Source organism: Silvanigrella aquatica (assembly GCF_001907975.1).
GTDB lineage: Bacteria > Bdellovibrionota_B > Oligoflexia > Silvanigrellales > Silvanigrellaceae > Silvanigrella > Silvanigrella aquatica.
In genome coordinates this window covers 603,502-619,621 of record NZ_CP017834.1, presented here as the reverse complement: position 1 = coordinate 619,621, position 16,120 = coordinate 603,502, and the positions used below count along the sequence as shown (strand labels likewise).

Sequence of the window (16,120 nt, the reverse complement as noted above, 5' to 3'; positions counted from 1 at the left end):
AAACCCTAATAAAAAATTAGGGTTTTACAGGAGCGGGAGTTGCTGTGGGCACTGGCTGAACTGGAGCAGCAGGTGCCTGTTGCTCTACCGCTTTAGGAAGCACTACGGGAGCCGTTGTGCCCGGAAGCCCAGGAGCTGCTGTCGAAGGCACAGAATTGGTCAAAGGTACGACAGGAGCCGTTAAGTTTTTTTCAAGCTGATTTTTTAGGTCATATTTGTTGTGAGTTTTGACCCAGGACAAGGAGATGGCCAATATAAAAAACAAAAGTCCACACATCCAGGTTGCTCTCACAATAAGTTTGACGCCACCGGTTGCACCAAAAAAGCCTGTTGTGTTACCTCCACCAAAGGCTCCGCCAAGTCCACCTTCGTTACCTTGCTGAAGCACAATAATTAGGACTATCAAAACTAAGGCATCTATGATTAAAAGAGTTGTCAGAAGAGTTGAAATCATCTTAGTATCCTCAGGATAGAAAAGGCTGTATGCCTTACTCAAGATAGAAAGGTATTGCACAGCAATGAAGATTTCTCAAGTTCGTTTCACCAAGTGGGTTTATTAAATGACACGCATGACCAAAAAAAAAGAAGTTTCCGAGAAAACAGACAAAACAAGTAAGGCAAAACCTTCTGCAATAAGGTCTAAAAAAGCCTCCACAAAGGCTGATGCCCCTGCGCCAAAAACGAAAAAACAAGAAAGTACTAAGTCTTTGAAAGAGACCAAATCCCCTACAAAGGCAGCACCTAAAAAAACAAAAGAAGTGGCTGCTAAAAAAGAAAAAGTGACAAAAGCAGAAGCAATTAAGCCTCAAACAATGAAAAAGACAGCTTCCAGCTCCAAAAAATCTGTGGAAATGCTTCCACAGGAAACCTTGTTTCCTGATATAAGCCCTAGTTTCCCCCCAAAAGCGGTTGAAGTTCAGGCACAAAAAGAATCACTCGTTCAAAAAAATGAAGTGGCACCTGAAAAAGTGATACACAAACTTGAAGAAAAAGTAACAAAACAACAACTTTCCTCAAAGTTTAAACCCCTCATTTTAACCTTAGATACCATTCCTGCACCTCAATATGTCGTGCCAAATGAAATGGAAAAAAAGACAAAAAACATAACATTTGAAAATCTCATTGCGAGCGATAGTATTATCGAAGCCGTAAAAAAAGCGGGTTTTTTAGAACCTAATGAGACTCTCCAAAAGGCACTTCCCGCCACTCTTCGCGGATCGGATGTATTGCTTCTCAAGCCCAAAGAAGTGGAAGGATTCCTCATTGGAACTGTAACGGCCGCATCAAAAATTCTTTCTGAAAGCCTTCCTAAAGGTACAGCGCAATGCCCTTCTGTGCTTTTTATAAGCCCTTCACAGAAAAAAGCCGATGAAGTTTATCTAGCGAGCCAAGCTATTTTTAACAGCTTAGGCATTTCCGTAGCTAAGCTAAATGAGAATTCTCAAGCCGAAGACAACGCCACTGTAACTTCACAGAGCATTGATGTCCTTGTTGCTACTCCTAAAAGTATGAATGCGGCATTGCAAAGCAAATCGATCAAATCCAAGAACATTGGCCTTTGTTTTGCCATGGAAGCACAAAGCTTTACCAACGAAGAGATTATTGCTGACTTAGAACAAACCCTTGCTGAGCTCTCCCAAGATAGAACTCAAAAAATTATAACATCAAATGAAAACTCTCCTTATGTACGAGAGTTTTCATTTAAATTTCTCGAAGATCCTGAGTATATAAGCACTCTTCCTAGCCAAATTAAAGAAAGAAATCCAAAGCAATTTGCACACTCTTTGCAAGCAACACAAAAATTCCAGGTTTTATTAGGTCATTTAAAAACCCATAAACCTAACTGTGCCGCTATTTTTGCTAATACAAAAGCAGTTGCCGAATGGATTGCTTTCAAACTTCATGGCAACGGTATTAAAGTCGAGCTCATAACATCACAGCTCAGTCCGCAAAAAAAAGTTTCACTAGCAAAATCGATACGTTCCGGAGAAGTCAATGTCATTGTTACAAACGATGCCATTGCCAATTCCTTAGGAATTCGAGAACTCAATTGCATATATAACTTCGATTTACCTGATGTTGCAGAAACATTTATGAAGCGTATTGCAAGAATTGAAGGCGCGAAAAATCCTATTGCTGTTTCTTTTATTTGTGAAGATTATGGCTTCAATATCAAAGCAATTGAAAATACTTTAGGATTTAAAATCCATATTGCCACTCCCGATAAAAATTATTTTAATTTAAAAGATATTTCCGAATATCCCCTAGAACCAAGTGGAAAAGTCAAACGAATTGGCGTCGTATACGACGAAGTTGTCGAAGAAACAAAAGAAGAAATCGTTCAACCTAAAGTTGAGTCGAAAATTGAAGTAAAAGTGGAACCAAAAACAACGAAGAAGTATGAACTGGAAAGCAGCAACACAACGCGCGTGGCACCACCTCAAGCAGCCGGAGCATCTGCTTTTTCGGCAAAGCTTTATCCTCGTCCCGAAAGCGAAAACAAAGAAGAAAACGCTGCTTTTGCGAAAGATGCGACAAGCAAAACTCATTCGACAGCTTCTTTTTCTCAAAAACCATTCGAGCCGCGTAAAAATGCCTATCAACAAGGTAACAGGCCTCAGTTTGACAGCAGCATGAATCGCGCCGGTTCCGACAAATTTGTACGTAGGGATGAACGCGCCAAAGATGCTATCGATGCCGCACGCCTTGCTGCAAAAGCCGCAAACGAGAAACGCAGAGATCGCACAACACAAAAAACAGCAACATCACCCAAACGTCCTGGACTCTTCGATATTATGGTTTCCTTAGTACAAGATGCCGTTCAATCAGCAGCTCATGCCGCTAAGGAATCAGTAGCAAACAATATTCAAGAGAATCTTCCTAAACTATCGACAGTACTTGATCGCTTTAAAATACTTAAAAAGCCTTCAAAACTTCCTGAAGATAATAATAAAGAATAATCATAAAAAATGGTCTTCTTTGAAATATCAATGGAAGACCATTTTTTTTTCAATTCAATAAACTTAGTTATAAAAATAAATAAATTTCATAAAAAGTAATCTTATAATTCTCTAACTCTAATTCTTGATTTTTCAAGAAAAAAAAGCTATTGTCATTTTTACTAAAAATCTTTTATAACTCTCAAAATCTAATAATCAGTCAGGAAATTTAAAAATGAAAAAATTTAAATTTATATCAAATATTATTTTATTCATTTGGATTTTTCAAAATAATAACTGCGCTCATGCGCAAATAAAAAAAAAGTTTACAGGAAAATACGATTACATTTCTAATTATAACAAAAGTTTTAATGAGCACACATGGCTTGTATCACATAACTCCTACTCATATGATACGGTATTTTCAAACCAATTTGGTACCACTATTCAAAGGCAATTAAATATGGGCGTCCGAGGTCTCATGCTTGATCTCTATGAATATAATGACACCATTAATTTGTGCCATAAGGTGTGTAAATTAAGTAATGGCGGAACCATTATAGACCTTATGAATAAAATAATTATACCCTTTTTAGATAGAAACCCTCACGAAATAATAACAATTTTTTTAGAAGATCACACAAAACGCGACAAATTAAATAGCGCATTAAATAAGATAAAAAATTTAAGTAAATACACCTTCAACCCTCAAAAATGGATTGAATATACCAAATGGCCGACGATAAGTGAAATGATTGTAAAAAACCAAAGACTTATTCTAGTTACAGAAAATGAAGAAAATTCCGGATTTTTTCAAACAAACTCAGGAGAAGTACATATTATTTTTGGTCAGGACATTTTTATTGAAAACTACTGGAGCCTGGGAAAGAGTATATTGTCACACGATTATTCCTGCATCTCGAGATGGCAAAATATTCAATTAGACGAAAAAACCTCCTCCCCCTTTTATTTCTGGTGGAATAGATTATTTCTTATGAATCATTTTCATGGAATTCCTTTTGCGAATCACTCTGAAATAGACAACAGTTTCGAAAATATATTTGAAAGAGATGAAAAATACTGTAGACCCATAACTCAAAAAAAACCAAACTATATTGCTCTCGATAATATTTCTAAAGGAAATGGATTTGAATATATAGATATATTAAATAATGGTGGCATTCTATTCTATGAATTAAATGAAAATAAAGAATTAAAAATTTTATGCGGGGTTGGGACCTCTTTTAAAAGAAACATCACTTTTCAAGAAATAAATTGCCCCGCGCAAAGAATTCAAGGTGCTATTTTAAAAGGAGTTCAAAAAGAAACAATAATATCTTTATATAATGAAAATAATCAAAAACTCACTCATATTGATATCATCGAAGATATTGCATTAGACTATCAAATAAACATTCCTAGCTTTGACTCCTATAATTTCAATCCTTATTACATATTAAAATATGCTCCAAGAGGCGTAATTAAAAGTAATTTAAATAGAGTCATAATTGAATAATAGTATTAAAAAAATTCGATCTGCAAATTTCAAAATTCAATTAAAGTAGAAGCTGTTCACTAATAATATCTTTGAATATTTCTATGGGATAATCTGCTATGCATGTTCGTTCGTCTATTTTACTTACTGCATGAATCACAATATATGGAAAATTATTTTTATTTTGTCTAATGACATCAAAAAACCATAGTGACACAGCCTGATTATCACAAACTTCAATAACCAATAATACTCCTTTATTACGAAATTCATCTTGCAATTGTAGTATTTTATTTTTGGAAGAACCAAATCCAGCAAATCTATATCCTTTAAAAATAAATTGCTTCGCGAGTTGCGATCCTAGACAGCCTGTAATTCCTGTAACAATAACGCTAGTCCTACTTTTAATTGACATCTCTCCAGATATTTTGATATTTACTTGAATGAAAGTAACAAGGCGGGATAAATATAGGACGTTCTTCATGAGAAAATTTATAGCGGGATGTGAAAATACGATTCAAAAAAAATTTGCATATATTCCAAATCGACTGAACAATTGTAAAGTGATTAAATTAAATAATTTTACATTAATTCAATCACCATATAAAACCTCCATGTTCAATATCGCATGGATAAAAGAACTCAATAAAGAAACTTATCAAGAAAAGATACAAAATATAATAGATACTTTGTCACCCAACCCTTTTGCCCTATGGCTGGGACCAAACACAATTTCTTGTGTCAAGGAATCACAATTAATTGAAATGGGATTTATTAAAGAAGCCAATGAAACGGGAATGTGTATAGAATTAAATCAATTTAATGAAAATATTTATGAATCAAATCTACAGTCAATTTTTGAAGTAATTGATAAAGAAGGTATTTTAAAATTTATTGATGTTCTTGAAGCCTACGATCCTTTTGTCCGCGATTATTATTTAAAAGTTTTTCATGAAATTGGACTTGGAGAGCATCAGCCCTTTCGCTTTTTTTATTTAAGCAAAGATGGAAAAGCTGTTTGCATCGCCTCTCTATTTTTCGCAGATAATTATTGCGGGATTTTTGATGTGATCACTCATGAAGCACATCGCAAACAAGGTCATGCAAATAAACTAATGAAATATTTATTGAGCTATGCTAAAAAACGTCAAACGGATCATATGTGCTTAACAGCATCTTCTCCAGAAGCGGTTTATTTATATAAAAAAATGGGATTTATTGAATTAGGGTATTATAACTGCTTTGAATTTAAATTCCGCTTTTAATTTTTCTATAATACATTTAAATAAAAACAATATAATACTTAAAATATAAGCAGAAAAAAGTAAATAATAAAATCTATAATATAAAAAAAATTAAAAATCCAATGGTAGTTCAGTCCCATGAACGTCCTCTTGAACCACCTATAGAACCCTTTGACTCAAATTGGAGAGTACTATTAATTCTATATTTATTCTCTCATTGATATACATTTTTAATTCATAACAATAAAATTTATTCTTAAAATAAAAATATTTTTAATTTTTTTATTAATTGGATGAAAAATTTACAATTAATCTATTTATAATTTTTTATCATTATGATAATTTTTATTTTTTGTGAAACATGCTTATCTATAATCTCTCGAACTAGGTTTACAATATTCAAATTCTAATTTTTCAACTATGCGCTCAGGATTTTCTTTAATCCCATTATATTTCCAAGCAGCAATATGACAAAAATTATTGTCGTCGCGCATGGGATCGCCATTTTTTGTTTGAAATTCTTCCCGAAAATGACTGCCACAAGATTCTTCTCGTGCAAGGGCATCGTGGCACATTAATTCAGCAAGCTCAATGTAATCGCCTAGACGACCTGCTTTTTCCAATTCCTGATTTATGGTGTTCGCATCGGATGGAATTTTAAGATCATTCCAAAATTCATCTTTTATTCTTGGAATCAACTTTAAAGCATCTTCTAGTTTTTGTTTATTGCGCGACATAGAGCAACAATTCCACATTACTTTACCAATTTTTTCATGTATTTCGTCGGCAAGTTGATTTCCTTTTATATTCACAAGATTATTTATATTTAACTGAGTATTCTGAATACCCTCTTGAAACTCTTCCTGCTCTTTATGAATCTTTTTTAAATTGGAATTGGCAAAATAATTTCCTAATGTAACGGGTAAAATAAAGTAACCATCGACCAGTCCTTGAAGAAGAGCATTCGCGCCTAAGCGGTTAGCGCCGTGCTCACTGAAATTTGCTTCTCCTAATACAAATAATCCGGGAACTGAGGACATTAAATTATAGTCAACCCAAAGACCACCCATGGTGTAGTGAATAGCAGGATATATACGCATGGGTTTCTGATAAGGATCATCACCAACAATTTTTTCATACATTTGAAATAAATTGCCATATTTTTCTTCTAAATAATTTTTACCACGTTCCTTTATTTTATCTTTAAAATCTAAGTAAACAGATAATCCCGCCCCACCCACACCAAAACCATCATCACATATTTTTTTTACCGCTCGTGAGGCAACATCACGTGGCACTAAATTACCGAAACTCGGATAAATGCGCTCTAAAAAATAATCGCGCTCCGATTCCTGAATTTCATTTATATTTCTCTCCTCGCTCGCTTTTTTAGGAATCCAAATTCTTCCATCATTTCTCAATGATTCTGACATTAATGTTAATTTAGATTGATGATCGCCAGATACAGGAATACAAGTGGGATGAATTTGTGTAAAACAGGGGTTTGCAAAATAAGCACCCCGTTTATAGGCACGCCAAATGGCAGTAGCATTAGATGGTTTAGCATTTGTAGAAAGATAAAATAAATTGGCATAACCACCTGTAGCGATAATAACCGCATCGGCATGATGAGCTTCAATTTCTCCGCTGACCAAATTACGAACAATAATTCCTCGTGCTTTTCCATCAATGACAACGAGATCGAGCATTTCACGACGTGTCAGCATATTAATATTTTTTTCAGCAACTTGACGCATCATACTTTGATAAGCACCCAGAAGAAGTTGCTGACCTGTTTGGCCTTTTGCATAAAAAGTTCTTTCGACCTGGGTTCCACCAAAGGATCTATTATCTAAAAGGCCTCCGTATTCTCTCGCAAACGGAACACCTGTCGCCACACAGTGATCAATAACTTTTGAGGATAATTCTGCCAAACGGTAGACACCGGCTTCACGGGCACGATAATCGCCTCCTTTCACGGTATCGTAAAAAAAACGATAAGTGGAATCGCCATCATTTTTATAATTTTTAGCTGCATTTATTCCGCCCTGAGCAGCAATGGAGTGCGCTCGTCGGGGAGTGTCCTGCAAACAAAATGCAGTTACTTTATATTCTGCTTCCGCCAGCGATGATGCTGCAGATGCACCTGCTAATCCTGTTCCAACGACAATAACGGAAAACTTTTTGCGATTTGCAGGATTGACCAATTTGCTATCAAATACATGATTTTGCCATTTGTCTTCTATTTTTCCGCTAGGAATATTGTGTTTGAGCATTTTTGAGTCACCTTTTAAATCAGATTTCAAAATGAGCTACAGAACCGAATTTATTTTAGCATGTACTTACTTTAAATACATTATAAATATCATAAAATTTCCATTTAAATTATAGCATTTAATTCATTATACTCAACAATATTTCCTCTTTCTATTTGCATGATTTTTTGAAGAATAAGATGAATATTATTCAACTCTGCTAAAGGGTCTTTTAGCCAATCGATGGAATAAAGCTTCTCAATATTCCAGCCTAATTTCGTCAATACCTGAATGTCTAATGTGGTATCGGATAACTTTTCGTTTGATGATAGGAATCCTTCATCACAGATAATTCCTAAAATATACTGATTTTTCTTAAAAGGATGATGTATTGCCAGATCGATGCAGACATGATGAAAACCAATAGATTCGGAAACCTTATAGCCAAGGTTTTCAAGTTCTAATTTGACATAATTCGAAAATTCATTCACTTTTTTATTAGAAAATAATTTATTATTACCTTTAAAAGATTTCAGTATGGAAAAAGCGGCATCAATATTATCTTCACTCAACACTTTAGAATATTTTAATAAACGCCCCAATAGGCACATATAATAATTATCGACATAGGCCTTTTCACTGGTATCAAAATCATTTAATGGAAAGGATGAGAAAATATAAAACTTATCTTTCACAATAGATATTATTTTCGCAATAAAAAAATTGATATTATCATTTTCAAATAATTTTGACTTTATCAACAATGAATCATGAGAATCTATGATAAAAATAACATTATCAAACTGTTCAAAAGTCATATTTTCAATATCTTGGATACAAATTTTTACATGAGGATTTTGTTGATTCACATAAGTAAACCCCTGAATTGACCATGGGATAAATTCATTAATTTGAATAACACGAGTCAAATAATCATTATACTTAAGAGATTGTTCAATTGATATAGTAACAATAGCAAATGATTGATGAGGATTTGATTCCATCAGATTTAAAAAATGATTTCCAATAACTTCAGTTTTATTTTTCCAATCTGTATTTATTTGTATATATTGAATTTGACTTTCCGATAAAAAAACCATAGGTCTCTGAGCAAAATAAAGATCACCCTTACATAGAGCCACATTATAAAATGCTAAAAGAGCTTCATTGAGATGACATGATGTATTTTTAAATTCATATTGGAGTGAATTTTTAAAAATTATTTTATCAATATTATCTGAACTTCTCGAATTATCATCCTTACTTGAAGAAATTGAAGAGTGATGAGCTTCCTTAATAATAAAAATCTGTTGTGCCCTATAAATTAAAGGGATGGCCTTATTCATACTATGAATGGGAAAATTATCGAATATAACAAGATCGAATAATTCCTGTTTCAAAGGTAGAAAGCGACTTGCAGAATGGGGAGTCATCATCCACAGAGGCATAATTTTTTGAAACAATGTAAATTCATCATCATTAAAATGATTTGGATTACCTATAGAAAAATAATTTAAAAATTGATTTGACAATTCTTTAAAAATTTTATTGTCAGTTAAATCAGGATAATTTTTTGATATTTCATTTTGACAATAAATATATTTATTTCTATTATAATATGCATAATTTTTTATAATTTCATTATCATAATATGAAAATAGCATTTTTCCAAAATTTCTAATCGAGGGATAATCAGCAATAATTTCACCAAACCATCCTACAATGACGGAAGAAAAAACAATATCTTTCCACTTTCCTTGATGATGAGACAAAGACTCTATTATATTCAGATCCAAATTTATAATATCAAATTTGTCTTTTATTTTATTTATAATATTATTATATTGATGGATAAAATCGATATCATCAATTCTATCTATTAAAACACCTATTAATGCTATTTTTTTCTCTACATGAGATATTTTAAGTCGGTTTATATCAATGAAGTTATTCAGTCTATTCCAATATTCATCTATTTTGAAATCACATTCTTCCCTATTTTTTACCGTGTCGGCTATATTTCTAATAATTTGCATTACATTTTTATAGCTATAATAGGAATTTGTCGCTTCGTTAAAGTGATTTGGTATTAGGATCATTGAAGCGTCATAAAAAATTTGAAATATTTTTTCTAAATCGATTTGAATTTTATTAGCTATTTCGATTACATGATTAGGATTTGAAGGATCATTAATACTTTTTGCTGATATGTCTGCAACCAAAGATGATAGCTTTTCAAATGCATTTAAGTAGTTTTGAAATTGAATAAACGGCTGCAGGGAACCATCCCAGGTAGGGCAGATATTTTTTACCATCATACACATTGACCAATATTTTTTTGAAAAAAACTTAGTAAAATTATGGGGCAGTGAAAAATATTTTTCAAGTTCTAATACAAGTGTAGGATCTGTATTCAGCTTTATCGCTAAATAACCTTTTTTATTTAAATCCATTTCTAAAATAAGCAATTTTATTTGATTAGAATAATTTATTAAATCAGAGGGCCATGAAATATTTTTTTCCCAAATTTCTTTATAGTCATATGAAATCTCAAGATCTAAATTATTTCTATTGATAAAAACAGCATATTCATTGAGATAATCGAGAGAATCATTGAAAGGTTGAAATTGAGATATTTTATAATTAAGATATTTTTTTTCACAATTTAATTGAGTAATATTATTTTTAATTTCTAATAAAACATTAAATAATTCTTTTGTTTTAGTCGTTTCTGTGTGCTTATAAATCCAAGGACTATCAAGACTGTTATCCAACCTACTATAAAAATATTGTATACCATCAATTTCAGCTAAAATCTGAGACAATTTTTCCCACTCAATATGGCCAAATTTTTTGAAAATATTTTCATCAGATAGCTCTTTTTTTACATTGAGTGCTTTGTGAATAATTTCAACATTTTTTAAGCCACTTTTCAAATGCTTTTCTTGCGTCATGCTATAAAAATTATTTATATTAATTTTTATTTTTTCATTATCATAAATAACTTTTAAAAAATCATCATCCAAATTATAATTACTTTTTTCATCATTAAATTTTAAAATATCAGAAAATATTTCATCTTTATTTAATTGATTATCATTAACTATAATAATATTTTTATTTAATGAATGCATTAACATTTTCTGATATAGTGAATCCAAGTAATTTTTATTTTCTGAAACAAAAAGAACCTTTTTATTTTGAATAACTGCATTTAAAATAATATCACATAAAATATCATTTTTTTGAACTCCAATGGGCAACGATAGAACTACAGATCTTTCATTTTTTGCAATGTCAAGAATATTCCTTAATTCATTTTTATAAATAAAATATTTTAATTCATCTTTCGTATCTGGGTATACTGCTCTATTTTCATTTTTTTCAACATGATTTAAATCCTCCTTTTTAAGCAAATCATGCAATATATTACTAGCATCATTTAATTTAACTATTTCATTATAATCTTTATAAAGAGATAGGTTTTCATTTTCCAAAATATCAATATTCATAAAATCATAAATCAAAAACTGATTATCAACATAATCATCTTTAAACTCATATTTATAGTTTAGATATTGAAAAAATATACCATGATTTCTTAATATTTCAGTAAAATAATGAAAAGCATAATTTACAGAGTGAAACTCTTTATCACTATCAAATTTAATATTAAAAAAATACTCGAGATAATGCAGTAATACTTCATTAAAAGTAATAGTCTCTTTATGAAAATAAAGATGATATTGATCTTTACTATTTTTATTTAAATAAACAGGTATTTTAAAAATAGGGGCATTGGTTTTATTACAGTTGCTTTGCCAGGACAAAAAAGGTCCCAATAAGTAAAGACACGAGTTTCCAAATTTTCTTTCATAGCTTTCAGAAATATAAGTCAATTTTTCAAGCTTTTGAAATAGATTTGAATTTAATTTTTTTTCAATTAATAGATAGCTATTTAAATCAAATTTTTTAGCAATAAATATTTGTTCAAACTCTTTCGAGATCCAACGCAAATGACGATTGATTGGTGAGTCATTTTTAGAAATATCGACATTTTCATTATCATCAATTGTTAAGTTAATTGTCGTTGAAACATTATGCTTATAAAATAGGGAGGAGTTTTTTGGCGTAAAACCTTCTAAGGAATCCCGATATTTTAAAAGCTGTCTTTTCAGCTGGATATTGTTCATGATCTTCTCTTTAATATAATCAAATTAGCACAACTTCAATTATTTTTGAAATTGTTTATTTATAATTGATATATTCAAATATAAATCTAATCAATGAACAATTTTAAAGAAATAATTTTATTTTTACATTAAATATTATTTTTCATCTGCTTAAAAAACAGACGCTTGTACCTGAGAAATATGCCTTTTTCTTAGCAAAAACATAGCAAGGCGCGATTGACCAATTCCTCCTCCAATAGAATAAGGGAGTTCCCCTTTAAGAAGTTTTGAATGAAAAAGCAATTCACTGCGATGACATTGCCCCTTAAGTTCCAATTGTCTTCTTAAAGCATCTTCATCAACACGAATTCCCATGGATGACAGCTCAAATGCCGATGCGAGTTTAGCATTCCAAACAAGAATATCCCCATTTAATCCTTTAAATTTATCATGTGTAGGCGTTGTCCAATCATCATAATCAGGAGCCCTTCCATCATGCGGTTTTCCATCTTGTAAGTCACCTCCAATACCAATTAAAAATACGGCACCCTGTTTTCTACATATTTCAATTTCTCTTTCCTGAGGTGTAAGATGAGGATAAAGTTCCAAAAGTTCTTCAGAATGAATAAATGTGATTTTTTCAGGAAGAACAGTTTCAAATTGAGCATACATTTCTGAGAGTTTTTTTTCTGTTACTTTTAATGCAGAATAAATTTTCTCAACAGTTTCCTTTAAGAAATCTAGTGTTCTTTGTTCTTTTGAAATGCTCAATTCCCAATCCCATTGATCGACATAGGCTGAATGTGTGGCATCAATTTTATCGAAGGGACGAATAGCACGCATATCTGTATACAAGCCTTCGCCCAACCTAAAATCATAAATACCGAGCATCATTCTTTTCCATTTTGCAAGAGATTGGACAATTTCAATTTTTTTATCTGCATGATACTGAGGAATAATAAAAGTAACCGGTTTTTCCACACCATTGAGATCATCATTGAGCCCAATTCCCGATTCCACAAATAAAGGCGAAGATACTTTAGAAAGATTTAACTCTTGCGATAAAACTTCTGGAAAAAAAGATTTTACGAAGTGAATTTGTTTTTCAGCAGTTTTTAATTCCACTGCAGAAATAGGACTTTTTTCGCACGATAAAACACACAAAGACATAAAAACACCTCAAATAGATGATTGTGACAGTGAAAAAGCAGGACTCAATGGAAATTGTTTAAAATAAATACCATTAAGTAACATGAAATTTTATAAATTATTCAATTTTAAATTTAATTGGGATTAATTATTATTGTAATTATTATTAGAATTGCGATTTGAAAGAACAGAGTGAAGAGAAGAAAAAGATAACGGAAATGATATAAAATCACACATCTTCTTTAAACGGACACATGCTGCTCTCATTGCAATACACCTTTGTTTAGGGGACAAACTAAAAGTAACAAAGTGACTATAATTGAGCCCTTAAGAGCTGTCAAACAAAATTTTATAAATATAATCATTTTAATTTTCTAGTGCTTTAAAACTCATGGAAAACTTAGTGTGTTTGGCATTCAAATCGAGGCTGAGAGCCCCTCCACTTCTTTCAACAAAATGAAATGATTGAGTTAAACCCAAGCCAATATTTTTAAAATCATGACTCGTATAAAATGGTTCAAAAATACTAGCTCGTTTTTCAAAGGGAATACCTTCACCATTGTCCATGATAGATAATATGACATTTCCGTCAATATCATTTTTTAGATCAATATGAATCCAAGGGGCATCAATTTTTTCAGTTGCTTCAATAGAATTATGAATAAGATTTACAAGAGCTTTATATATTTCTTCTTTTTTAACTAGAACATATTTTTCACTATTTTCGATTTCAACATTATATTTAATTTTAAGAGTACTCAATTCATATTCACAATAGCGAATTGCCATATCAATAATTTCTGAAAGCTTACATTTAACTCTTTTAGCCTCAGAGCCATGCAAAGAAACACCTTGAAGTTTTGTTACTATTTTTGATATCTTTAAGCTTTTCTTTTTCATCTCAGTCAGATGTTCAATAATTATCGATCGATTTCGATCATCCATTTTTTCAGCATGGCTTGTAAGAGAATCAATACTTAATAATATATATGCAAGTGGATTATTAATTTCATGCGCTATAGAACCAGAGATACGTGATAAACTTTTTAAATTATTACTAATATACTCTTCATTTTGTTTTCTTTTTACATTTGTTTCATCTAATAAGGCGCCCACAAAACCTTCAAATATTTCATTTTCATTATATTTTGCTATGGCATTTGCCTTGAACCATTTATATTCTCCATTTGAAGTTTGAGAAACAATCTCGAGGTTTTTAAATGATTTTTGACGACTCATCATAGCTCGTAATTGTATTTTTAGTTCTTCAGGAGTTCCTCGCGCAAAAATATCATCCAATTTTGTTATTTTAAAATTAGATTTAGATAATCCCAATTTTTGATAAATACTAGGACTTATATATTTTAAATTCATAAATTTATCTGTTTCCCAAATACAATCAAATGTTTCATATAGCAAATCTCGACTTTTAATTTCATCATCAAAACTAAGCTCTTGATTTTGAATAGTTTTTTTTCTTTTTTTGTTTTTAATAACAATGAACAGCGCTAAAATTGCTAAGGAAAAAATCAATAAAATATATTTATACTCTTGACAAAATTTTAACATATTATTAATAAAAATAAAATCTTCCATTTTCATACCTTTTTCCAAGATATTTTAGATTAATATTTTCGTGCCAATAATAAAAAACCTTTAAGAAATTAATTTTTGCTACACGATTAGAAATATAAACCGAAGAAGTATTAGAAATATAATTTCTTTATAAATTTATTAACCTGGAGTTCAGTTATGCCATCAGTTCTCATAGTGGACGACGAGCCCTTAGTATGCGAATTTTTATCATACCGCTATAAGAAAGAAGGCTTTGAGACATTAACAGCGGCAAATGGTAAAGAAGCTCTAAATATTTGTCAAAATAGCACTCCCGATGTTGTTATTACCGACATGAAAATGCCTATTTTAGATGGAATTGAATTCATTAATGACCTTAAAAATATGGATAACTATTATCCTATTATTGTTTTTATGAGTGGTTATTCTGAAATGTCATTGGAAGAAGCCTATGCCATGGGAGTGGATGCTCTTTTTAATAAACCATTTAATGTTGGTGATATTTTAGGTGCTACAAAAAAATTTCTCAAAAATAAAGAACTTTATTCTGATATTAATTCGATAAAAGATAATGAAATTTTTCATAGTGAACAAATGGCTATGCTATCTGAATTATCAGCCGGAATCATTCATAATATTAATAATCACATTGCTTTTATATCAACATCATCTTTTATATTAAAAAAATACCTCGAAGAGGATTTGACTACAAATCCAAATAATGAACTTAAAATAAAAGCTTTAAATATTTCAGATAAAATATATAAATACTCCGGAATTATTTCTAAAATAATTAAGAGTATAAAAACATTAGCATACCCCAACAATAGAAACTTAAAGAAAGAGAATGCTAATTTATTTTTTATATTAGAAAACTCTATGTATTTACTTGAAGATTATATTAAATTAAACAATATTAAATGCTTTATAACTTGCGATAAAGATATTGAAATTCCATGTTTTCCAGAATATCTTATTCAAGTTTTTATAAATATTATTAAAAATTCATTTGAAGCTCTAGATGAAAAAGAATCTGAAGACAAATGGATTAAAATTGATGTCATAAAAGAAGAAAATAATATTCAAATCTCTTTTACTGACAGTGGAAATGGAATTAAAAAAGAAATTATTCCTTTTTTAATGAAACCATTCCAAACAACTAAAAATCGAGATAAAGGAATAGGCGTAGGCCTGAGCATATGCAAAAAATTAATGGAGCTTCATGAGGGCACCATTGAATATGATGATAATTCTGAAAATACGAGATTTGTTCTCAATTTTAAGATTTAAA

The 16,120-nt window shown here is 30.8% G+C and carries 10 protein-coding genes; 4 read left to right on the top strand and 6 right to left on the bottom strand.

Translation table 11 applies throughout. From position 1 onward, the window contains the following. Positions 1 to 16: 16 nt before the first annotated feature. Positions 17 to 454 carry a preprotein translocase subunit SecG gene (gene secG, locus AXG55_RS02670; protein ID WP_148696598.1) on the bottom strand — a complete coding sequence of 146 codons (438 nt, stop codon included), beginning with the start codon at positions 452 to 454 and terminating at the stop codon, positions 17 to 19. Between the two features lie 106 nt (positions 455 to 560). On the opposite strand from secG, the gene AXG55_RS02665 reads away from it, so the two are divergent. After that, positions 561 to 2,960 carry a DEAD/DEAH box helicase gene (locus AXG55_RS02665; RefSeq protein WP_148696597.1) on the top strand — a complete coding sequence of 800 codons (2,400 nt, stop codon included), beginning with the start codon at positions 561 to 563 and terminating at the stop codon, positions 2,958 to 2,960. Between the two features lie 214 nt (positions 2,961 to 3,174). Then, entirely contained in the window at positions 3,175 to 4,455 is a 1,281-nt protein-coding gene (locus AXG55_RS02660; protein WP_148696596.1) for a phosphoinositide-specific phospholipase C-related protein, read from the top strand. A 40-nt stretch (positions 4,456 to 4,495) separates the two neighbouring features. Here AXG55_RS02660 and AXG55_RS02655 read toward each other — a convergent pair whose 3' ends face one another. Next, complete coding sequence (locus AXG55_RS02655; RefSeq protein WP_233231326.1) at positions 4,496 to 4,918, bottom strand: SDR family oxidoreductase; 423 nt, start codon at positions 4,916 to 4,918, stop codon at positions 4,496 to 4,498. Between AXG55_RS02655 and AXG55_RS02650 the strand changes: the two genes are divergently transcribed. Then, a complete protein-coding gene (locus AXG55_RS02650; RefSeq protein ID WP_233231325.1) occupies positions 4,917 to 5,699 on the top strand; it encodes a GNAT family N-acetyltransferase in 783 nt (260 codons plus the stop codon). The genes AXG55_RS02655 and AXG55_RS02650 overlap by 2 nt on opposite strands. 344 nt (positions 5,700 to 6,043) lie before the next feature. On the opposite strand, the gene AXG55_RS02645 is transcribed toward AXG55_RS02650, so the two are convergent. The 4 genes from AXG55_RS02645 to AXG55_RS02630 all read right to left on the bottom strand — a co-directional run bounded on the left by AXG55_RS02645 (position 6,044) and on the right by AXG55_RS02630 (position 14,856). Beyond that, on the bottom strand, positions 6,044 to 7,954 hold the full coding sequence (locus AXG55_RS02645; RefSeq protein WP_148696593.1) for a fumarate reductase/succinate dehydrogenase flavoprotein subunit: 1,911 nt from the start codon (positions 7,952 to 7,954) through the stop codon (positions 6,044 to 6,046). A 104-nt stretch (positions 7,955 to 8,058) separates the two neighbouring features. Beyond that, positions 8,059 to 12,126 (bottom strand): DUF4011 domain-containing protein, encoded by a 4,068-nt coding sequence (locus AXG55_RS02640; protein WP_148696592.1) that lies wholly within the window; start codon positions 12,124 to 12,126, stop codon positions 8,059 to 8,061. Between the two features lie 150 nt (positions 12,127 to 12,276). Beyond that, positions 12,277 to 13,275 carry an aspartate--ammonia ligase gene (gene asnA / locus AXG55_RS02635; protein WP_148696591.1) on the bottom strand — a complete coding sequence of 333 codons (999 nt, stop codon included), beginning with the start codon at positions 13,273 to 13,275 and terminating at the stop codon, positions 12,277 to 12,279. 345 nt (positions 13,276 to 13,620) lie between these two features. After that, a complete protein-coding gene (locus AXG55_RS02630) occupies positions 13,621 to 14,856 on the bottom strand; it encodes a PAS domain-containing sensor histidine kinase (RefSeq protein WP_148696590.1) in 1,236 nt (411 codons plus the stop codon). A gap of 150 nt (positions 14,857 to 15,006) precedes the next feature. Here AXG55_RS02630 and AXG55_RS02625 point away from each other — a divergent pair, with 150 nt between their 5' ends. Beyond that, positions 15,007 to 16,119 (top strand): hybrid sensor histidine kinase/response regulator, encoded by a 1,113-nt coding sequence (locus AXG55_RS02625; RefSeq protein ID WP_148696589.1) that lies wholly within the window; start codon positions 15,007 to 15,009, stop codon positions 16,117 to 16,119. The last annotated feature ends 1 nt before the right edge of the window (position 16,120 follow it).

What these genes read in the sequence shown, in the direction of transcription:
- secG (WP_148696598.1), bottom strand. Translation starts at nt 454, where the DNA reads ATGATTTCAACTCTTCTGACAACTCTTTTAATCATAGATGCCTTAGTT.
- AXG55_RS02660 (WP_148696596.1), top strand. Translation starts at nt 3,175, where the DNA reads ATGAAAAAATTTAAATTTATATCAAATATTATTTTATTCATTTGGATT.
- asnA (WP_148696591.1), bottom strand. Translation starts at nt 13,275, where the DNA reads ATGTCTTTGTGTGTTTTATCGTGCGAAAAAAGTCCTATTTCTGCAGTG.
- AXG55_RS02665 (WP_148696597.1), top strand. Translation starts at nt 561, where the DNA reads ATGACACGCATGACCAAAAAAAAAGAAGTTTCCGAGAAAACAGACAAA.
- AXG55_RS02630 (WP_148696590.1), bottom strand. Translation starts at nt 14,856, where the DNA reads ATGAAAATGGAAGATTTTATTTTTATTAATAATATGTTAAAATTTTGT.
- AXG55_RS02640 (WP_148696592.1), bottom strand. Translation starts at nt 12,126, where the DNA reads ATGAACAATATCCAGCTGAAAAGACAGCTTTTAAAATATCGGGATTCC.
- AXG55_RS02655 (WP_233231326.1), bottom strand. Translation starts at nt 4,918, where the DNA reads ATGAAGAACGTCCTATATTTATCCCGCCTTGTTACTTTCATTCAAGTA.
- AXG55_RS02650 (WP_233231325.1), top strand. Translation starts at nt 4,917, where the DNA reads ATGAGAAAATTTATAGCGGGATGTGAAAATACGATTCAAAAAAAATTT.
- AXG55_RS02645 (WP_148696593.1), bottom strand. Translation starts at nt 7,954, where the DNA reads ATGCTCAAACACAATATTCCTAGCGGAAAAATAGAAGACAAATGGCAA.
- AXG55_RS02625 (WP_148696589.1), top strand. Translation starts at nt 15,007, where the DNA reads ATGCCATCAGTTCTCATAGTGGACGACGAGCCCTTAGTATGCGAATTT.